The organism is Oceanibaculum sp., from assembly GCF_022449305.1.
Lineage (GTDB): Bacteria > Pseudomonadota > Alphaproteobacteria > Oceanibaculales > Oceanibaculaceae > Oceanibaculum > Oceanibaculum indicum.
Map to the genome: position 1 here is coordinate 25,423 of NZ_JAKUSO010000025.1, position 19,415 is coordinate 44,837.

The window sequence follows — 19,415 nt, forward strand, 5'->3', positions numbered from 1 at the left end:
CGTTACTTTTCGTCTTTTCAGTTCAGGGCCACCTGGCCGCGGGTGACGACCTCGACGAGGTTCGGCCCGACGACCTTGCCCTGGATGATCTTCTTCGAGCCGGTATTGGTGACCTGGATCAGGTCGCCCTCGGCGCCGTTCTGCATGGCGATGCCGGTGGCGGTCAGCCGCATGTTGGCGGTGGTGGCCACGATGGTGACGCGGTCGCCGCGCGTGGTCAGCAGGTTCGGCTTCAGGTCGGTGCTGCGCAGCGGGCGGTTCGCGGCCAGCGGGCGGCGGGTGACCGTGCCGATGATGTCTTCCGGCTGGGCGACGATATTGCCGGCCAGGCTGGCCTGCCGCACCTTTTTCCAGGCGATGTCGCTCTGCTGGATCACCGCACCCGGCAGCACGGCGCGGGCCAGCACCGGCACATCGATCAGCGTATAGACGCGGCCGGTGACCTGCACGCTCTGCGCCTCGGGATCGTTCGCCGGCGCGGTGATGGTGGCCTGGAAGCGCTGCGAGCGCTTGTCGTAGCTCAGCTGCTCGACCCGCATGGTCATCGGCCGGTCGGTCGCGATATGCAGCTGGACGCTGCGGTTGAACAGATCGACGTCAATCTCCTCGAACCGGTCCTGGGTGATCAGCGCGTCGCGGATCTCGCGCTCGATCTCCTCCGCCGGCACGACCACGCTGGCGCGTTCGATGGCGACCTTGTCCAGCGGGCTGTTCGGCCGCCAGTCGAGACCATGCTGCTGCGCCAGGGCATAGAGATGGCTGGCGGTGTAGATACGGCGCTCGCCGGGCATCGGGGCGTGATCGATGATGCTGTTCCGGTCGTCGGAGATGCCGGCGAACAGGTGGCCGAGGCGCACCTCGCGCCCCTGCACCATGGTGACGTTCTGCAGCGCCACAGGCAGCAGGGCGGCGGCCGGCGCCAGCACACGGTCGCGAGTCTGGTACTGCTGCGCCGATGCGGGCAGCGTGGCCAGACCCAGCAGGGGAGCCACAAGCATGGGGGCCAGGACGGCGAGACCCAGGCCGCGCATCCGAAGCTGTCCAGAAGTGTTCCGGGTGGCGGTCTTGTGGTTGGCTCGCATGATGTCTGCTCCTTCTTCCGCGTGTGTCGCTTAATTGCTCGCGCTATCCGGCGCTCGCGCCTGATCCGGGATCAGCGCAGGCGGGTGACGGTCTGCATCATCTGGTCGGTGGCTTCGATGACCTTGGAGTTCATCTCGTAGGCGCGCTGCGCGGTGATCAGCGAGGTGATCTCGGTCACCGGGTTCACGTTCGAGGTCTCAAGGTACCCCTGCAGCAGCGTGCCATAGCCCGGCTCGCCCGGATTGCCGGCGATTTCCGCGCCGGAGGCCGGGGATTCCACCAGCAAATTGTTACCGATGGCCTCAAGGCCGGCCATGTTCGGGAACACCGCCAGATCGATCCGGCCGAGATTCTGCAGCTCGACCTGGTTGTCCAGCTTCGCCAGAACCTCGCCGCTGGCATTGATGGTAACCGACACGGCGTTCTGCGGCACCGCGATGGCCGGCTGCACCAGGAAGCCGTCGGCGGTGACGAGCTGGCCTTCCGGGTTCAGCTGGAAGGAACCGTCGCGGGTATAGCCGATCTCGCCGTTCGGCAGTTCGATGCGGAACAGCCCTTCGCCCTGGATGGCGACATCGAGCTGGTTGTCGGTCAGCATCAGGTTGCCCTGCTCGTTGATCCGGTAGGTTGCCGCGGCGCGGACACCGACACCGATCTGCAGGCCGGAGGGCACGACATTGCCTTCCTGGGCGGACTGGGCGCCGACCCGGCGCAGATCCTGGTAGAGCAGGTCCTGGAATTCCGGCCGCATGCGCTTGAAGCCGACCGTGCTCATGTTGGCGATGTTGTTGGAGATGACCTCCACATTGATCTGCTGCGCCTGCATGCCGGTGGCGGCAATATTAAGGGATCGCATGATTTCTACTCCGTATCTGGCTTATGGCCGTTAAGTGCGTGCGGTCAGGTCTTAGGCGCCGTTATTCGGCTTGCCGAGCCGGCGGATACCATCGCGCATCCGGTCATGCTCCTGCTGGATGAGGTTGGAGGTGCGTTCATAGCTGCGGTGAATGTCGATCATCCGCGTGATCTCGCCGACCGCATTCACGTTGGAGCTTTCCAGCGCGCCCTGCACGACCCGCGAATTCTGCGGCTCAATCGGCTCCTCCAGGGAGACGAACAGGTTGGTGCCGGCGCGCTGCAGCGTCTGCGGGTTGTCGAAGCCGACGATCTGGATCTGGCTGATCTCGACACCGTCCTGGGTGCGGATGAAGCCGAACTCATCGACCAGCAGCGGCCCCTGATCCATCGGGATCGAGACCGGGTTGTTGTTGCTGTCGAGCACCGCATAGCCCTCGGTGGTGACAAGCTCGCCATTCTCGTTCGGCTTGAAGCTGCCGGTGCGCGTATAGCGCGGGCCCGCCGGCGTCTCGACGACGAAGAAGCCATCGCCAGTCACCGTCAGGTCATAATCGTTCGCAGTGGTCTGCAGCGCGCCTTCTGACATGTCGAAGGCAATCGCCTTGTCGATCACATAGGACAGCTTCTCACCGAAGCGGGGCTGCTCCAGATATTCGGCGAACAGCACGCGCTGCCCTTTGAAGCCGGCCGTGTTCACGTTGGCGATATTGTTCGCGATCGTGGACATCTCGCGCTGCAATGCGCTCTGACGTGACAAGGCGATGAACGAAGTGGCTTCCATGATCGTGTCTCTCCTGCCTGGTTCGATGGCCGGTAACGGTCCAGCACCTCGGGCTCGCCAAACCAGATGCAGGAGGTGTGCCAAAACGAAAACGCCAGGAAATCCGCCACTTTTCTGGAGAGAATCCGGTTCTGGGGACGGCGTGGGCATGTTGCGGCAGGCTTTGCCCGGCAAATCTTGCCAAGCCGTATCGCACAGCGTGGCAGGGGGAGGGGTACTCTTTGCCGGGCGCTGCCGCCGCGGCGGTGTGGGACCACAAGATCACGCGGTCGGCATTTAAAAAACGACAAGGTATGGGGTTACGCGGCAGCCAATCCTTTCAACACAGACGTGATTCCGCTAAACTGCAAAAAGCGTTATGTATGAAGCCATGCCGGATCGCCGGACACGATGCGGCCTGGCGTATGGCCAGGGAAGGCACGATTTTTGCTCCATCGGTTTTCAGGCGTCCAATCCGGGCGTCGCACCCAAGGCGCAGGCCGCCCGCTCCGGGCGGCTCCGCAAGAGTGACGGACAGGTAGAAGAAGATGGCGGCTGACGCGGTCGGCGAGGATTTTGAAGAAGGCGGTGAAGGCCCGCCGAAGAAAAAGTTCAGCGGTAAGAAGCTGATCCTTTTCATCGTGCTGCCGCTGCTGCTGCTGATCGGCGCGGCCGTCGGCGTCTATTTCTCCGGCCTGCTCGGCTCCGACCCGGCGCCGGTGGATACCGCCCAGGAGGCACCGCCGCCGCCGCCGCCGGCGCAGGCCGTGTTCTTCGATCTGCCGGAAATCATCGTGAATCTGAACAGCACCGGCCGGCGCTCCACTTTCCTGAAGATGAACATCAGCCTGGAGCTGCAGAACCCGTCCGATATCGCCCGGATCAACGAGGTGATGCCGCGCATCATCGATAATTTCCAGGTCTATCTGCGTGAATTGCGGATCGAGGATCTTCAGGGTTCCGCCGGCATGTACCGCCTGCGCGAGGAGCTGCTGCGGCGGGTGAATCTGGCGGTGCGGCCGGCGCGCGTGCGTGACGTGCTGTTCCGCGAGATGCTGGTGCAGTAGCGGATGCGGCGCCGGGACAAGACGGAGGCAAGATGAGCAACGACCAGGATGCCCTGGCTGACGAATGGGCCGCCGCGGGCGAGGATGACGAGGATATGGCCGCCGCCATGGGCGGCGATGAGGATGAGGCTACAGCCCGTGTCCTGAACCAGGCGGAGATCGATTCGCTGCTCGGCTTCGACGAGGATGGCGACGGCTCGGGCGACAATTCCGGCATCCACGCCATCGTCAATTCGGCGCTGGTATCCTATGAACGCCTGCCGATGCTGGAGGTGGTCTATGACCGCCTGGTGCGCATGATGTCCACCAGCTTGCGCAATTTCACCTCGGACAATGTCGAGGTCTCGCTCGACAACATCAACTCGATCCGCTTCGGCGATTATCTGAACTCGATCCCGCTGCCCGCCATGCTGGGCGTGTTCAAGGCCGACGAATGGGACAATTTCGGCCTGCTGGTGGTCGATTCGGCGATGATCTATTCCATCGTCGACGTGCTGCTGGGCGGCCGGCGCGGCACGGCGGCGATGCGTATCGAGGGCCGGCCCTACACCACCATCGAGCGCAATCTGGTCGAACGGCTGATCAATGTCGTGCTGTCCGACCTGTCGGCGGCCTTCGACCCGCTGTCGCCGGTGACCTTCCGCTTCGAGCGGCTGGAGACCAACCCGCGCTTTGCCACCATTGCCCGGCCGGCGAACGCCGCCATCGTCGCGCGCCTGCGCATCGACATGGAGGATCGCGGCGGACGGCTGGAGCTGCTGCTGCCCTACGCGACGCTGGAGCCGGTACGCGAGCTGTTGCTGCAGATGTTCATGGGCGAGAAGTTCGGCCGTGACTCGATCTGGGAAGGCCATCTGGCGACCGAGCTGTGGCACACCGATGTCGAGCTGGAAGCGGTGCTGGACGAAGTGCCGGTGCCGCTGGGCGACGTGCTGAACTGGAAGGTCGGCAGCCGCATGTTGCTGAACACCGAGGCGGATTCGACCATCGATCTGCGCTGCGGCAACGTCACCCTGTTCGGCGGCCGCATGGGCCGCAAGGGAACCGATATCGCCATTCGCATCGAGAAGCGTCATCGCAAGATGTAGCATGGAGCCGCCGGCACGCCGCCGGCCGCCACGGGAAGGGATGGGCGCATGATGGGCCTGGAAATGTCGCTGCTGCTGGAAACGCTGGTGGCTGCCTTGCTGGTCGCCACCATCGTCTATGCCGCCATCCTGAACCGCAAGCTGGGCCGGCTGCGCGCCGACCGGGCGGAGCTGGAGGCGCAGATCGCCCGATTCGTGGAGTGCACGCATCGCGCCGAAGCCAGCATCAAGCATCTGAAGGCGGTTTCCGAAGAGGCCGGCCGGTCGCTGCAGCAGCCCATCGACAGGGCCATGGCCGTGCGCGACGAGCTGGTGTTCATGATCGAGCGTGGCGACACGCTGTCGGAGAAGCTGTCGGGCCGGATCTCGGCGGCGCGCGAGCCGCGCGCGGAAGAGACGCCTGCTGCCATGCCCAGGCGACCGCGCCCGGCCGCGCCAGTTCAGGACCGGGCGCAGGCCGCGTCGGCTCAGGACAGGATGGCGGGACCGGCGCCCGAGGAGGATGACGATATGGCCGGCCGTTCCAAGGCGGAGCGCGACCTGCTGCGTGCCCTCCGCGAAGCCCGCTAGAGACTGCTGAGATATGAAGGGGCGCGTGGCGCCCGCCTGAAAGAACCGAGTGGAATAGTGATGCTGTCGATCCCACGCCTGTTGCCGGTTACGATTCTGGCCGCCCTGCTGCTGCTGACCGTGAAGCTGGGCGGTATCTGGGACGGTGTCTCCCGCCTGCAGGCCGGGATCGGCACTGCGCCGGTGCGTGCCCAGCAGGCCCAGCAGCCGGCGCCCGCAAACCAGCAACCGGCGAACCAGCAGCAACCGGCCAATCAGCAGCCCGCAGGTCAGCCTTCCACAAATCAGCAGAACGGGGCCAACCAGGGTGGTACGGGCCAGGGTGGGGCTTCGTCGGGCGGCACCGCCGTCGATCCGATCCTGTTCAGCCGGTCGGAAATCGAGCTGCTGCAGGAATTGTCGCGCCGCCGCGATGAGCTGGACCAGCGCGAGCAGACGCTGGTGCAGAAGGAGGGGCTGCTGGCAGCCGCCGAGCAGCGTATCGACAAGAAAATTGCCGAGCTGGATGCGATCCGCTCCGACATCGAGGGGCTGATCAAGAAATATAACGAACAGGAAGAGGCGGAGGTGCAGCGCCTCGTGAAGATCTACGAGGCGATGAAACCCAAGGATGCGGCCCGCATCTTCGACCAGCTGGACATGAACATCCTCCTCCAGGTCGTGGAGCGCATGGCCGAACGCCGCGTCGCGCCGATCCTCGCCGATATGAGCCCGAAACGGGCCAATGAGCTGACTGCGGAAATTGCATCGCGTCGCCAGATGCCTGATCTTGGCGCGCAACCGACCCAGTAGCGGTAACAGTGGCGGAATTACAGCGGAACCGGCGCCGCCTGGCGCTTAAAAAAAGATCGTGATCGTTTTAACTCTTGTTTAATTAACGGCGACTAGAGTGACCCCCGTCGCCCGTTAACCACACAAACCTACGCTTTAAACCGAGGTGATGAATGAGCGTCGATATGAACATGGATATCCTCATCGTCGATGATTATCGCACGATGCTCCGGATCATCCGCAATCTGCTGAAACAGATCGGCTTCGATAATGTCGATGAAGCCACCGATGGCAGCATGGCGCTCAAGAAAATGCGCGAGAAGAGCTATGGGCTCGTCATTTCCGACTGGAACATGGAGCCGATGACCGGCCTGCAGCTCCTGAAGGAAGTGCGCGCGGACGCCAAGCTGAAACATACGCCCTTCATCATGGTGACGGCGGAAAGCAAGACCGAGAACGTGATCGCCGCCAAGCAGGCCGGCGTGAACAATTACATTGTGAAGCCGTTCAACGCCGCCACGCTGAAGATGAAGCTGACGGCTGTCATCGGGAACTTCTGACAGAGGGTTCTGCCATGGCCGTTCCGTCGAAATTTTCGGCAAAGCAGCCTGCCGGCGAGGCCGCTGCCGATTCGTCCGCCGGTCCGGCCGTGACCACGGAAGAGGTGGTCTCCGTTGTCGAGCAGATGCTGTCCAACCTGCGCGGCGACCTGTCGCCGGGTGCCATGCAGCTCTATGGCGAGCTGGAGGATCTGGCGCGCTTCATCCGTGATGCCCGCAAGGACCTGGCGGAAATCCGCCCGGAAGACATCCGCGACCATCATATCCCGAGTGCCACCGACGAGCTGGATGCGGTGATCGGCGCCACCGAGGAGGCGACGGGCCGTATTCTGGATGCCTGCGAGGTGTTCTCCGAAGTCTCCGGCAAGCTGTCGGAAGAGGATTCGGAGCGCACCATGAATGCGGTCACCGAAATCTACGAGGCCTGCAACTTCCAGGACATTACCGGCCAGCGCATCGCCAAGGTGGTCGGCACGCTGAAGCATATCGAGGACAAGATCGAGCAGCTCCTCCAGGCTTTCGGCGCGGGGGTCAATAACGCGAAGGACGGCGCTGCCAAGAAGCCGCCGGCCGCGGAAAAGCCCAAAGGCAAGGATGGCCGGCCGGATGCCGATCTGCTGAATGGCCCGCAATTGCCCGGCAATGCGAATTCGCAGGAAGATATCGACGCAATTCTCGCGAGTTTCGACTAGACTGTCGCCAGTTAGGTTAACGGGCGGCCGGAGTCGATGCAGGGCGAAGACGGGCAGAACGAAACGAAGAATCCCGCAGCGGCCAGTGCCCAGGCTCTGTTGAGCCTGTATCTTCTCCTGCTGGCCTTCTTTATCCTGCTGCAATCCATCTCCACCTTCGAGGATCAGCGCGCCGGCGAGGTGATGGAAGGGGTGAACCGCAGTTTCCCCTCCTTCCTGAGATCCGGCACGGTCGGCGGCGACCGCATGACCAGCGGCGGCCTTGCCGAAGGCGCCGAAGCCTCGGCCCGGCTGGGTCCGCTTTTCGAAAGCCAGTTCACCCTGTCGCCGACGGCGCGCATGACGCCGGCCGACAGCTTCCGCGCGACCGTGCCGCTGGCGGAACTGTTCGAGGGGCCGGGTGAGGGGCTGAATCCGCAAATCGCCCCGTTTCTTGATCAGCTTGCCGATATTCTGCAGCGCCCGCCTGCCGGTGCACGGATTGAGCTTGAACTGCTGATTCCCGAGAAACCGGCTGCCATCGGCGCCAGCGGAAATGCCGAGACACCAACCATGCGGCGGCTTGCCAATCTGGTGCAGGCGCTCGTTCAGGCCGGCGCGCCGGCCAGCGTGCTGTCCATCGGCTATGCGCTTGGCAACGGAAACGGCAATGGCGATGGCCAGAAGATGAGCTTCCTGTTCCATGTCCGGAGCAGTGCCAGCACTGCCGTTACCTTCGGACCGGAGAGCCGCTGATGCCCTCTGATCCGCTTTTTGGCCTGAACAGCGGCCCGCATGGTGGTGCGGGCAAAAAAACCGAGACGCCGGAATCACCGCCGCAACACAGCCCGTTCCATATCCTGCCCAAGGTCGGCGGGCCGTTCTGGCTGCTGACCTTCCTCGACGTTATCAGCCTGCTGCTGGCCTTCTTCATCATGCTGTTTGCCATGTCGAACCCCAGGACAGCGGACTGGGAGGAGCTGTCGGCCACCCTGGCCGACCGTCTGGCACCCAATGTGGAGACCGTGAAGCCGGCGCCGCCGACCGCGCTGACCATCGACGAAGACAAGACCGTACCGGGCCTGAACCTCGATTATCTGGTCTCGCTGCTGCGCGGCCATCTCGACAGCGATCCGCTGTTGGCACGAACCGTGCTTCACCGTTTTCCGGACCGGTTGATCCTCTCAATGCCGTCCGACCTGCTGTTCGCGCTGAACAGTGCCGCCCTCAACGACCAGGCCCGTCGGGCCCTGTTCGAGCTGGGCGGCCTGCTCGGCAACCTGAGCAACCGGACGGATGTGTATGGTCATACCGATCCCGCGCCGATCCGCTCCGGTCCCTATCGCAGCAATTGGGAGCTTTCGTTGGCGCGTGCACAGTCCGTAGCGACGGCGCTGCTGGAATCAGGTTATGATAAGCCTATGATCGTTCAAGGATTCGCCGATACGCGCTTCGTCTTTCTCGCCCGTGATATCCTCTCGCCCCGGCGTGAGGCGCTGGCGCGCCGCGTCGATATCGTGCTCTACCCGTCGCAGGCCGCGATCCTGCCATGAGGCGCGCCGCGATCCTTTCCCTGCTGGGGGCCCTGCTGGCGGCCCTGACTGGCGCGGCGTATCTCGCGCCGCTGCCGGCGCTTGCTCAGCAAACCGAACAGCCAGCCAGCAGCCCGGCACAGACGACGGCACCGGTGCAGGTGCCGGTGCGTGGTGGCCTGCATGAAGGCTATGGAAGGCTGGTGTTCGACTGGCCCGGTAATGTGGAATATACGGCGGCAGTCGAGGATGGTTCGCTCATCATCCGGTTCGACCGGCCGCTGCGCACGGATATCTCCGGCGCGCTCGCCAATCTGCGCAGCTTCCTGTCCGGCGGATCGCTGGAACCGGACGGCCGCACCCTGTCCTTCGTGCTGGCCAATGGCGATTTCGGGCTGCGCAGCTTCAAGATCGGCACCTCGGTCGTGCTCGACCTGCTGCGCCAGGGCGGGGCAGAGACGGCAGAATCCGCGCCGCCGCCCAGCCCGCTACCGGCCAATACACAGCAACCGGCGCCAGCCAGTGTGCGAGCCAGCCCGGCGGCCACCGACCTCAGGGTGCGGGGCGCCGATCATGACGGCTATTCCCGTCTGGTGTTCGACTGGAACCAGCCGGTCGATTACACGGTGGACAGCCGGAACGGGCAGGCGACCCTGCGCTTCGACCGCCCGGCCAGCTACGAGATTGGCACGCTGAACAGCCGGCCGCTGCGCAATGTCCGGCGGGTGGAACCGACAGGCGGCGACGGGCGCGGCGTGACCCTGCAGATCGCCCCCGATTCGCGGCTCAGGCATTTCCGCAGTGGCACGCGTGTCGTGGTCGATGTGCTGAATCCGGCCCCCGGCGGTGCAGCGGAAACCCGTCCGGCTACCCAACAGGCATCTGCACCGACGTTCGCACCCACACCGACGCCCAAGCCGCCGGCCGGCGAGCGCGGCCAGCCGGCAGCGGCGCCCCAGCAGGCACCGCAGGCTCAGGCACCGCAGGCTCAGACTCCGGGCCAGCCTCCCTCCGCCGCACCCGCCAGCCCACAGGACCGCCCGCCGGGTGAACGCGGCCCGTCGCTGCCGGCGCAGCCAGTGACGCCGGTTACCAGCCAGCAGACGGCGGATGCCCGCCCGATCCCGGGAGCAGGGCCGGCGGCGCAACCCCTGACCTCATCCCTGGCGCCGTCGCGAATCCAGGCTCCGGTACCGCTGGAGCAACTGCAGGGCGCGCCGGTGCCGGTGACGCTGCGCCGCGAGGGCGACATGGTGGCGCTGCGCTTCCAGTTCGAGGATTCCAATGCCGCGGCCGTGTTCCGCCGTGCCGCGCATCTGTGGATCGTGTTCGATGGTGCACGGCGCTTCGACTTCTCGGCGGTGACGGATACCGACGCGGGCATCTTCTCTGAACTAACGCAGGTTCCGGTACCGAATGGCTCGCTGGCACGCGCGCGTCTGGTCCCCGGCGTCAATCCCCGGATCTGGCGCGACGGGCCAAGCTGGGTGATCGAGCTGCGCGCACAGCCGCTGCGCCCCGACGTGGCGCTGGCGACCGAGGTGCAGCCGGTCAGCCCGCAGGGGCCGCGCCTGTTCATTCCCGTTACCGGCATTGGCGAGACCGTTGTCGTGCGCGACCCGGAGGTCGGTGACGAGCTGCATATCGTGCCGCTGTCGATGCTGGGGCGCGGTATCGAGGGCGACCGGCGCTTTGCCGAGTTCGAGCTGCTGGCGACGGTGCAGGGCATCGCCGTGGTACCGCTTGCCGATGGCGTGGCGGTACGGCAATTGCCGGATGGTGTCGCAATCACCAGCGGCGACGGTCTGGTGCTGTCGCGCGACCTGCCGGAACGGTCGGAGACCTTCGGGGAAGTCGCGTCGGACAGCGATATCCGCAAGGGCAAACCTTTCGCCATGCAGGAATGGCGCGGCAACCAGGCGCCCGGCCAGGGTTTCTATCCCAAGCGGCAGCAGTTGCAATTCGCCCTGGCCGATGCCACCAGCATCGCACGCACCAAGCCGCGCATGGATCTCGCGCGCTTCTACTTCGCCAACGGCCTGGCGCCGGAGGCGATGGGGCTGCTCCGGATCATCGCGGAGGGCGATGCGGACTATGCGAACCTGCCCAGCTTCAAGGCGCTGCGCGGCGCTACCCTGTTCATGATGGGCCGCCACGAGGACGCGTTGAAAGACCTTTCCGACCGGGCGCTGGATGGTATCCGCGAGGTGGCGCTGTGGCGCGGCGCGGCCTTCGCGGCGCTCGGCAAGTGGAACGAGGCGGTCGAGCAGTTCGCCCGTGCCGGCGAGATTCCGGCCGACTATCCGCGTAACTACACGACGGAGATCGCGCTGCTGGCGGCCCAGGCGGCCATCCGCGTCGGCGACAACCGTGGTGCTGGCCAGTTCCTGAACGTGGTGGCGGCCGGCACGCCGACCGACAGCGAACAGGCGCGCATCAACTATCTGCGCGGGCTTGTGCTGCAGGCGGCGGGCGATACCGATGCGGCGTTCGAGCTGTGGCGTCCGCTGGCCGAGGGCGCGGACCGCTGGGCCCGGGTGCGGGCGGCACGCGCGATCATCGAGCAGGAGCTGGCGCAGGGCAAAATCTCCAACGCCGATGCGCTGCAGCGGCTGGAAAGCCTGCGCTTCGCCTGGCGCGGCGACGATCTGGAGTTCGACCTGCTGCGCCGGCTGGGCGACCTGTATCTGGCGGAGAATGATTACCGGAACGGTCTGGCGACGCTGCGCGAGGCGGCGACCCTGTTCCCGAATCATCCGGAAACGCCGACCCTGGCGCGCACCATGACCGACGCCTTCGCCAAACTCTATCTGGAAGGCGGTGCGGAGCGCATGCCGCCGCTGACAGCGCTGGCGCTGTACGATGATTTCCGGGAGCTGACGCCGCCCGGCGCGCGCGGCAACGAGATGATACAGCGTCTGGCTGACCGTCTGGTGACGGTCGATCTGCTGGACCGTGCCGCCAACCTGCTGGACCGTCAGGTGAAGTTCCGCCTGGAAGGGGTGGAGAAGGCGCGGATCGGCGCCCGGCTGGCGCTCATCCGGCTGCTTGACCGGCGACCCGAGGCGGCGGTCGGCGCGCTGGACGAGAGTGCTGTGCCCGGCATTCCGGTGGAGCTGGCGCGCGAACGCAACCGTCTGCGGGCGCGGGCACAGTTCGACCTCGGCAATCCCGAGCAGGCCATCACCCTGCTGCAGCCGGACACCAGCCGCGAGGCCGACCTATTGCGTGCCGATATCCTGTGGCGGCAGCAGGATTGGGCCGGCGCGGCCGAAGTGTTCGCCCGGCTGGCCGATCCGCTGGCCGACAAGCGCGACCTGACGGAACGCGAGGCGACGCTGGTGCTGAACTGGGCGATTTCCGCCTCAATGAGCGAGAACACCCCGGCGGTGGTGCTGATCCGGCAGAATTTCGCGCAGGCGATGGACGCCACCCGCTTCCGCGAGGCCTTCCGCCTGATCACCAACACGACCTCGGGCGACCTGAACGACCTGCGGACGCTGACCCAGCGGTTCCAGGAAGTGGAGCGCTTCCAGTCCTTCCTCAGCGACTATCGCGAACGGCTGAAGGCCAGCCAGCTCAGCGCCATCAACTGACGCGTCTCTAGAGCGGCCCGAAGCTCTGCACCAGGCTGCCGGCGATCATGTACCAGCCGTCCAGCAGCACGAAGAAGATCAGCTTGAAGGGCAGCGAGACGATGACCGGCGGAATCATCATCATGCCCATCGACATCAGGACCGAGGCGACCACCATGTCGATGATGACGAACGGGATGTAGATCAGGAAGCCGATCTCGAAGGCGCGCCGCAGCTCGCTGATCATGAAGGCGGGGACCAGCGCGCGCAGCGGCGTGTTCTCCCCCACCTGATCCGGCGTGGCCTTGGCGATGCCGAGGAACAGGTCCAGATCCTGCTCGCGCACATGGGTACGCATGAAGCTGTGGAACGGGGCGATCACCCGCTCCAGCGCCTCGGCCTCGTCAATCTGCTGGTCGAGCAGCGGCACCACACCCTCGTTATAGGCGCGCTCCAGCGTCGGCTGCATGATGAAGAAGGTCAGGAACATCGCCAGGCTGATCAGCACGATGTTCGGCGGGTTCTGTTGGGTGCCGAGCGCGAAGCGCATGAAGGACAGCACCACGATAATCCGGGTGAAGGAGGTGACCATCACCAGGATGCCCGGTGCGATGGACAGCACCGTGAACACCGCCAGCAGCTGGATGATGCGGGCGGTGGTGGAACCGTCCGGCGCGCCCAGGTCGAGATTGAAGCTCTGCGCCACCGCCATCTGTGGCAGCAGCAGTAGGGCCAGCGTCAGCAGTGCGGGCATCGCAAGCAGGCGGCGGCTCATTCGGCCGTCTCCGTGCCGGGGCGGCGGCCAAGGCGCGGTTCGCGCGGGCCAGCCGGTGCTACTGTTGCCTTGGTTGCGGGTTTTGCGGCGGGGGGCGTACGGTCCAGCACGGCATCGAAATCGGCGGTGCCGTCCGGCTCCTCCTCATCCAGGGATTCGATCAGCAGGTCGCTTTCCGGCCCCAGCAGCACCAGATGTTCCCGCCCGTCGCGACGCAGCAGCACCAGCCGCCGCTTGGCATCCACCGGCAGCACCTCGACCAGCCGCAACCGCCGCTCGCCGCGCGTGCGCGGCAGGGCACCACCGATCCCGAGCCGGCGCATGACCAGATAGAACAGGCCGAGCAGGGCCAGGACGAAGACCAGCGCAAGAACGGCGTAGAGATAGCTTTCGATGTTCATGTGCCGGCCTTTCCGGGGAAATTCATCGGAAGCCTTTACCATAGGCGCGCGCAGCATGCAGCCTTTGCGCGCTGGCCGGGTCCTGCCTTGTCTCGCCGGCCTTCTGCTCCACTCCGCCGCCCAGCTTTCCCGCCAGCTTTTCCAGTGCCTTGATCGCCTGTTCCATCGCCGGCAGCAGCGTGCGGGCCTCGGCGGCGGGCAGGGCGGTCGCCCCGGCGCAGGCCGCTGCAATGGCGCTGGTCAGGCCGGCCAGCTGGACAGGCCCCCCGGCGTCGAGCGCCTGGGCAGCGGCCTCTATATCGGCCTGGATACGGGCGAGGTTTTGGCGGGCTTCGGCGAGGGTCATGAGGTCGCAGGGCTGGCGGAGGACGGGCCGGTGTGGAGCGGGTTAGTAGGGGCCGCATCCTCGGCCAGCTGGTTGTTCGCGCGGTACACATAGGACAGGATTTCCGCGACAGCCGCGAAGGCTTCGACCGGAATTTCCTGATTGGCTTCCACCGCCATCAGCACCTGGGCGAGTTCCGGGTCGCGGCGAACCTTCACATCATGGTCGAAGGCGAGGCGCAGGATCTTCTCGGCCACCGAGCCATAGCCCTGCGCCACCACTACCGGCGCCCGGTCGGCACCGCGTTCATGATGCAGGGCAACAGCAATCTGCCGTTCGCCCTTCTTGCCACCGGACTCCGTGGCCGGCGACGGCACCTCAATCTCGTCGATGATGTCGAACAGCCGCTCGCCGAGCGAAGGCTTGTGGTGGCGCAGCTGCGGAGGCTTTTTCGGCTCCATGCGGTATCCCGTATGAATTCTGTCCGTCATCTTAACGCATTTTCCGGGGGCAGGACACTCCGCGCGGCGATGCGGCAAATCTTGCCGGGGCGGCAGCGGACAGGCCGGAATCTCCTGCCGCGCCGTGCCGCCCTGTTTAAATAATTATGTGTTTTCAATGCATTGAGTTTCGGCACGTTGCTTGCTTTCATTCGGGCAAGGCAAACGGCCGATCCGGATGCGAGTTTAGGAGACGACGCGATGAGCATGGGCAATCTGGCACTGTTTCAGGGCATGAAGCAGAAGATGGACTGGCTGACCCAGCGTCATACCGTGCTGGCGGAGAACATCGCCAATGCCGACACGCCGGGCTACCGGGCGCGCGATCTGAAGCCGCTGGAATTCCGCTCGCTGGTGAAGGAAACCCCGCGGGTGAACATGGCCGCCACCTCTTCCAGCCACCTGACCGGCCTGCGCCGCGAGCCGGAGTTCCGCGTCAATGAGGAACGGCCGCGCAACGCCTATGAGGTCAGCATCAACCAGAATGCCGTGTCGCTGGAAAACCAGCTGACCAACGTGTCGCAGAACCAGGCCGATTTCCGCCTCGCCAGCAGCCTGTACCGGCAGAACATCACCTTGATGAAGCTGGCCATCGGCCGCCAGCCGGGCGCTTAAGATCGGGCGCCTGAGGTCAGCTAGCGGATAGAAGGAGAGAGCAGGATGTCACAGGATCTGATGCGCGCGATGACCGTCTCGACCTCGGGCATGAAGGCCCAGGGTCTGCGGCTGCGGGTGATCTCGGAAAACCTCGCGAACGCCGATTCGGTGGCGCAGGGGCCGGGGCAGGAGCCGTACCGGCGCAAGCTGGTGATGTTCCGCAACGAGCTGGACCGGGCCGACAATCTGCACAAGGTGTCGGTCAGCCGCGTGACGAACGACCCCTCGCAGTTCCAGACCAAGTACGATCCGACGCATCCCTATGCGGATCAGGATGGCTATATCATGACGCCGAACGTCTCCTCGCTGATCGAGACGATGGATATGCGCGAGGCGCAGCGCAGCTACGAGGCCAATCTGAACGTCGTCGAGACCTCGATGTCGATGCTGACCAGGACCATCGATCTTCTGCGCATTTGATGATAAATAGGAAGCGTTGAGCGCGAAGGAGGAAGTGCCATGGTTGCCCGGATCGGTGATGCGATCGCTGCCTATGCCAAGACCGGCCAGATCGATAGTGGTCCGTCTGGTGGCAGCGCGGTTGCGCCTGGCAAGGATTTTGCCAGCTTCCTGCGCGACAGCGTCCAGGAGGCGCACGAGGTCATGAAGGGCGGCGAGCAGATGAGCATGAAGGCCATCACCGGCAAGGCCGACCTCAATGATGTGATCGTCGCGGTGAATGATGCCGAGGTGACGCTGCAGACCGTCGTCGGCCTGCGCGACCGGATGGTCCAGGCCTATCAGGAAATCCTGCGCATGCCGATCTGATGGCCCGGTTCCACTAGGAAAAGGGCCGCGGCATGAACCCGAGCGATGTCATCGATGTTTCCCGCGAGGCGCTGCTGGCCACGCTGGTGATCAGCGCCCCGGCGATGCTGGTCGGGCTTGTCATCGGCCTGATCATCGCGCTGTTCCAGGCGTTGACGCACATCCAGGAAATGACACTGGTCTTCGTGCCGAAGATCATCGTGGTGTTCGCCAGCCTGTTCGTCTTCATGCCCTTCATGCTAAGCACGCTGCTGGATTTCTCGGCGACGCTGGTGGACCGCATCATCGGGCTGAATTAGCGGAGGCTGCTGCCGGCCGATGCCTTTCGAGCTGTTCCTTCCCGCCCAGTTCTTCGCGTTCTTCCTGGTGTTCTCGCGCGTCGGCGCGGCGCTCTCCATGATGCCCGGGCTGGGCGAGGGGCTGGTATCCATTCGGGTCCGGCTGGCCTTCGCCATGCTGGTCAGCTTCCTGACGCTGCCGATGGTGCAGGACACGCTGCCGGCAATGCCGCCGACCGCGCCGCAGCTGACCCTGCTGGTGGCCGGCGAGGTGGTGATCGGCCTGTTCATCGGCACCCTGTCGCGCATCGCGCTGACCATCCTGGAAATGGCCGGCTTCATCATCTCCATGCAGATCGGCCTTGCCTCGGCGCAGGTCTTCAACCCCAGTCTGGGCGCGCAAGGCTCGCTGCCGGGCGCATTGCTCAGCACCATCGGCGTGCTGCTGATCCTGGCGACCAACCTGCATCACATCTTCATCCTGGGGGTGGTGGACAGCTACACGCTGTTCACGCCCGGCGCGCCGCTGCCGGTGCAGGATTTCTCCATGGCGGTGACACGGGCGGTGTCCGATGGGTTCCGGATCGCGCTGCAGATCGGTGCGCCGCTACTGGTGATCGGCGTTCTGTTCCAGGTCAGTGTCGGTGTGCTGTCGCGCCTCATGCCGCAGCTGCAGATTTTCTTCATCGTGCTGCCGTTCCAGCTGCTGCTGGGCGTTTTCCTGTTCTCGCTGATATTGTCGGCCTCGATGATGTGGTTCCTGCGCTATTATGAAAGCGTGGTGATGCGCATGCTCGCACTTTGACTTAAGGTGCGGATAGGCAGGCAAGGCAGCGCCAGCCTGTAAGTTTCATGAAGCGGAGCAGGCCCCCGGCGGGAACCCGGCTCCAGACGGCGGAGGCCATGTCCGACGATCAGGACGAAGCGTCCAAAACAGAAGACCCGACAGACAAGAAACTGTCGGATGCCCGGGAGAAGGGCCAGGTCGCCGTCTCGCGCGAGATCGCGAGCTGGCTGGCGCTGGTCGGCGGGCTGCTGATCGTCAGCCTGTTCGCCAGCTTCATTTCCAAGCAGGTCTACACCACCATCCGCCCCTTCATCGAAAAGCCGCACGAGCTGATCCTGGATGCGGCCAGTGTCGGCAGCGTCTTCGGTTTTGCGCTGGCCGGCACCGCCATCGCCCTCGCCATTCCGTTGCTGCTGTTCCTGTTCCTGGGGGTTGCCGCGAACGTGATGCAGAATGGCGTGCTGTTCGCGCCGGAGGCGATTGCGCCGAAGCTGGAGAATATCTCGCCCCTTAAGGGGCTGAAAAAGATGTTCTCTTCCAGCGGTCTGGTCGAGTTCCTGAAGGGCATCTTCAAGATCGTGCTGGTGGGCGCGCTGCTGGGCGTGATCCTGTATCCGGAGTTGTCGCAGCTGGAAGAGATCATGCAGCTGGACCCGGTTTCCATGCTGGAGGAAATCCGCTGGATGCTGATCCTGCTGCTGGGCGGCGCCGTGGCGCTGATGGCGGTCATCGCCTTCGCCGACCTGGTCTATCAGCGCTACTCCTTCAACAAGCAGATGCGCATGACCAAGCAGGAGGTGCGCGACGAATACAAGCAGACTGAAGGCGACCCGATGATCAAGGGCCGCCTGCGCAATCTGCGCATGCAGCGCGCCCGCCAGCGCATGATGGCCGCCGTGCCGCAGGCCACGGTGGTGGTCACCAACCCGACCCATTATGCGGTTGCCATCAAGTATGAGCGCGACAGCATGCAGGCGCCGATGGTGGTCGCCAAGGGCATCGACGCGGTGGCGCTGCGCATCCGCGAGATGGCGGAGGAACACAAGGTGCCGGTTGTCGAGAATCCGCCGATTGCCCGCATGCTGTATGCCACGGTTGAGATCGACCAGGAAATCAAGCCGGAGCAGTATCAGGCCATCGCCGAGATCATCTCCTACGTCTTCCGCCTGAATCAGGGGCGTAATCCGAACATCAACCAGGGGCGCAATGGCGGATCCATCCGGCAATAGCCCCGCTACCGGCGGCCTGTTCGGCGACCTTGCCCGGCTGTTCGGCAAGGGCGGCGGTTCTGACGCTGCCCCGGATACCGGCCCGGTTACGGCGCCCGCAGGCATTGAGTCTCGCAGCCCTGCTGGGGGTGGCCCTGTTGGCGGCAGTTTGGCCGGCATCGGCAGCGACCAGCTGTCACAGGCCTTCGAGAATGCGCCTCTGGCCATCGTCTTCGCCGACCGTGCGGGGCGGGTGCTGGCTGGCAACCGCATGTTCTGCGAACTGGCCGGTCTCGACAGCGTCTCGCCGCAGGCCGGGCTGGCGCTGTCGGACCTCGTGATGGCTGAGGATGCCGGGCTGCTGGCCGAGGCCACCGGTCAGGCACTCGCCGGGTCGCCGCCCGGCCATCCGGTGGAGCTGCGCATGGCGCGCGATCCCGAACTGGTCGCCGCCGGCTTCGTCCGCGTCCTGCAATGCCCTGACGAGAAGGCGGAGGAAGCGGAAAGTGCGCCCAGCCTGATGCTGCATCTGATCGATGTCAGCCAGCGCAAGAAGCTGGAGGCGCAGTTCGTGCAGTCGCAGAAGATGCAGGCGGTCGGCCAGCTGGCCGGCGGCGTGGCCCATGATTTCAACAATCTGCTGACCGCGATGATCGGCTTCTGCGACCTGCTGCTGCTGCGTCACTCGCCGGGCGACCAGTCCTTCGCCGACATCATGCAGATCAAGCAGAACGCCAACCGGGCGGCCAATCTGGTGCGCCAGCTGCTGGCCTTCTCGCGCCAGCAGACGCTGCGGCCGCGCGTGCTGGACGTATCGGAGGTGCTGTCGGAACTCTCCCACCTGCTGCGCCGGCTGATGGGCGAGAATATCCGGCTCGACATGCGCCATGGCCGCAATCTCGATCTGGTGAAGGCCGATCAGGGGCAGATCGAGCAGGTCATCCTGAACCTCGCCGTGAATGCGCGCGATGCCATGCCGGAGGGCGGCGCGCTGAGCATCGCGACGGAGACCATCGAGATCATCCGCGCCCAGCAGATTGGCTCGGAGGAGATCCTGCCCGGCCGCTATGTGAAGATCGAGGTGGCCGATACCGGCACCGGCATCCCGCCCGAAGTGGTGCCGCGCATCTTCGAGCCCTTCTTCACCACCAAGGCGGTCGGATCGGGAACGGGGCTCGGCC

At 64.9% G+C, this 19,415-nt stretch carries 23 protein-coding genes; 16 read left to right on the forward strand and 7 right to left on the reverse strand.

The genetic code is table 11. The features are described 5' to 3' along the window. Positions 1-17: 17 nt before the first annotated feature. From flgA to flgF, 3 genes are all read right to left on the reverse strand, one after another. Positions 18-1,082: a flagellar basal body P-ring formation chaperone FlgA gene (gene flgA / locus MK313_RS09590; protein ID WP_287781145.1), complete on the reverse strand. Its 1,065-nt coding sequence runs from the start codon at positions 1,080-1,082 to the stop codon at positions 18-20. A gap of 71 nt (positions 1,083-1,153) precedes the next feature. Next, positions 1,154-1,939: a flagellar basal-body rod protein FlgG gene (gene flgG / locus MK313_RS09595; RefSeq protein ID WP_008944796.1), complete on the reverse strand. Its 786-nt coding sequence runs from the start codon at positions 1,937-1,939 to the stop codon at positions 1,154-1,156. 51 nt (positions 1,940-1,990) lie between these two features. Then, entirely contained in the window at positions 1,991-2,722 is a 732-nt protein-coding gene (gene flgF / locus MK313_RS09600) for a flagellar basal-body rod protein FlgF (protein ID WP_008944797.1), read from the reverse strand. A gap of 527 nt (positions 2,723-3,249) precedes the next feature. Between flgF and MK313_RS09605 the strand changes: the two genes are divergently transcribed. From MK313_RS09605 to MK313_RS09645, 9 genes are all read left to right on the forward strand, one after another. Further along, on the forward strand, positions 3,250-3,768 hold the full coding sequence (locus MK313_RS09605; protein WP_008944798.1) for a flagellar basal body-associated FliL family protein: 519 nt from the start codon (positions 3,250-3,252) through the stop codon (positions 3,766-3,768). A 32-nt stretch (positions 3,769-3,800) separates the two neighbouring features. Further along, a complete protein-coding gene (fliM, locus tag MK313_RS09610) occupies positions 3,801-4,856 on the forward strand; it encodes a flagellar motor switch protein FliM (protein WP_008944799.1) in 1,056 nt (351 codons plus the stop codon). A 48-nt stretch (positions 4,857-4,904) separates the two neighbouring features. Beyond that, a complete protein-coding gene (locus tag MK313_RS09615) occupies positions 4,905-5,426 on the forward strand; it encodes a DUF6468 domain-containing protein (RefSeq protein ID WP_287781150.1) in 522 nt (173 codons plus the stop codon). Positions 5,427-5,486: 60 nt separating this feature from the next. Then, complete coding sequence (locus MK313_RS09620) at positions 5,487-6,218, forward strand: MotE family protein (RefSeq protein WP_008944801.1); 732 nt, start codon at positions 5,487-5,489, stop codon at positions 6,216-6,218. A gap of 152 nt (positions 6,219-6,370) precedes the next feature. After that, a complete protein-coding gene (locus MK313_RS09625) occupies positions 6,371-6,757 on the forward strand; it encodes a response regulator (protein WP_008944802.1) in 387 nt (128 codons plus the stop codon). Between the two features lie 14 nt (positions 6,758-6,771). After that, positions 6,772-7,449, forward strand: coding sequence for a protein phosphatase CheZ (locus MK313_RS09630; protein WP_287781154.1), 678 nt, complete (start codon positions 6,772-6,774; stop codon positions 7,447-7,449). A gap of 36 nt (positions 7,450-7,485) precedes the next feature. Beyond that, positions 7,486-8,184 carry a hypothetical protein gene (locus tag MK313_RS09635; protein WP_287781156.1) on the forward strand — a complete coding sequence of 233 codons (699 nt, stop codon included), beginning with the start codon at positions 7,486-7,488 and terminating at the stop codon, positions 8,182-8,184. Continuing rightward, positions 8,184-8,981 (forward strand): OmpA family protein, encoded by a 798-nt coding sequence (locus tag MK313_RS09640; RefSeq protein ID WP_287781158.1) that lies wholly within the window; start codon positions 8,184-8,186, stop codon positions 8,979-8,981. Before MK313_RS09635 ends, MK313_RS09640 begins: the two co-directional genes overlap by 1 nt. After that, positions 8,978-12,556, forward strand: a complete 3,579-nt coding sequence (locus tag MK313_RS09645; RefSeq protein ID WP_287781160.1) for a tetratricopeptide repeat protein — start codon at positions 8,978-8,980, stop codon at positions 12,554-12,556. Before MK313_RS09640 ends, MK313_RS09645 begins: the two co-directional genes overlap by 4 nt. 7 nt (positions 12,557-12,563) lie before the next feature. On the opposite strand, the gene fliP is transcribed toward MK313_RS09645, so the two are convergent. Genes fliP through MK313_RS09665 form a run of 4 tightly spaced genes read right to left on the reverse strand, consistent with a single transcriptional unit; the run spans position 12,564 to position 14,497 of the window. Then, a complete protein-coding gene (gene fliP, locus MK313_RS09650; RefSeq protein WP_008944807.1) occupies positions 12,564-13,310 on the reverse strand; it encodes a flagellar type III secretion system pore protein FliP in 747 nt (248 codons plus the stop codon). Continuing rightward, a complete protein-coding gene (locus tag MK313_RS09655) occupies positions 13,307-13,711 on the reverse strand; it encodes a flagellar biosynthetic protein FliO (RefSeq protein ID WP_008944808.1) in 405 nt (134 codons plus the stop codon). The genes fliP and MK313_RS09655 overlap by 4 nt, the downstream gene beginning before the upstream one ends. 22 nt (positions 13,712-13,733) lie before the next feature. After that, positions 13,734-14,057 (reverse strand): hypothetical protein, encoded by a 324-nt coding sequence (locus MK313_RS09660; RefSeq protein ID WP_121217251.1) that lies wholly within the window; start codon positions 14,055-14,057, stop codon positions 13,734-13,736. Further along, the gene (locus MK313_RS09665) at positions 14,054-14,497 is read right to left on the reverse strand and encodes an EscU/YscU/HrcU family type III secretion system export apparatus switch protein (RefSeq protein WP_287781162.1); all 444 of its coding nucleotides are present in this window, start codon (positions 14,495-14,497) and stop codon (positions 14,054-14,056) included. The genes MK313_RS09660 and MK313_RS09665 overlap by 4 nt, the downstream gene beginning before the upstream one ends. A 240-nt stretch (positions 14,498-14,737) precedes the next feature. Between MK313_RS09665 and flgB the strand changes: the two genes are divergently transcribed. The 7 genes from flgB to MK313_RS09700 all read left to right on the forward strand — a co-directional run. Then, a complete protein-coding gene (flgB, locus tag MK313_RS09670) occupies positions 14,738-15,151 on the forward strand; it encodes a flagellar basal body rod protein FlgB (protein ID WP_008944811.1) in 414 nt (137 codons plus the stop codon). Positions 15,152-15,196: 45 nt separating this feature from the next. Further along, on the forward strand, positions 15,197-15,613 hold the full coding sequence (gene flgC, locus MK313_RS09675) for a flagellar basal body rod protein FlgC (RefSeq protein ID WP_008944812.1): 417 nt from the start codon (positions 15,197-15,199) through the stop codon (positions 15,611-15,613). 39 nt (positions 15,614-15,652) lie between these two features. Next, entirely contained in the window at positions 15,653-15,961 is a 309-nt protein-coding gene (gene fliE / locus MK313_RS09680; protein WP_008944813.1) for a flagellar hook-basal body complex protein FliE, read from the forward strand. Positions 15,962-15,993: 32 nt separating this feature from the next. After that, positions 15,994-16,260 (forward strand): flagellar biosynthesis protein FliQ, encoded by a 267-nt coding sequence (fliQ, locus tag MK313_RS09685; protein WP_008944814.1) that lies wholly within the window; start codon positions 15,994-15,996, stop codon positions 16,258-16,260. Positions 16,261-16,279: 19 nt separating this feature from the next. Next, positions 16,280-17,044 (forward strand): flagellar biosynthetic protein FliR, encoded by a 765-nt coding sequence (fliR, locus tag MK313_RS09690; RefSeq protein ID WP_008944815.1) that lies wholly within the window; start codon positions 16,280-16,282, stop codon positions 17,042-17,044. A 98-nt stretch (positions 17,045-17,142) separates the two neighbouring features. Beyond that, positions 17,143-18,255 (forward strand): flagellar biosynthesis protein FlhB, encoded by a 1,113-nt coding sequence (gene flhB / locus MK313_RS09695; RefSeq protein ID WP_287781169.1) that lies wholly within the window; start codon positions 17,143-17,145, stop codon positions 18,253-18,255. After that, positions 18,233-19,415, forward strand: a 1,183-nt coding sequence (locus MK313_RS09700; protein WP_287781171.1) for a two-component system sensor histidine kinase NtrB, incomplete at its 3' end; no start/stop codon positions are given. The genes flhB and MK313_RS09700, both read left to right, overlap by 23 nt.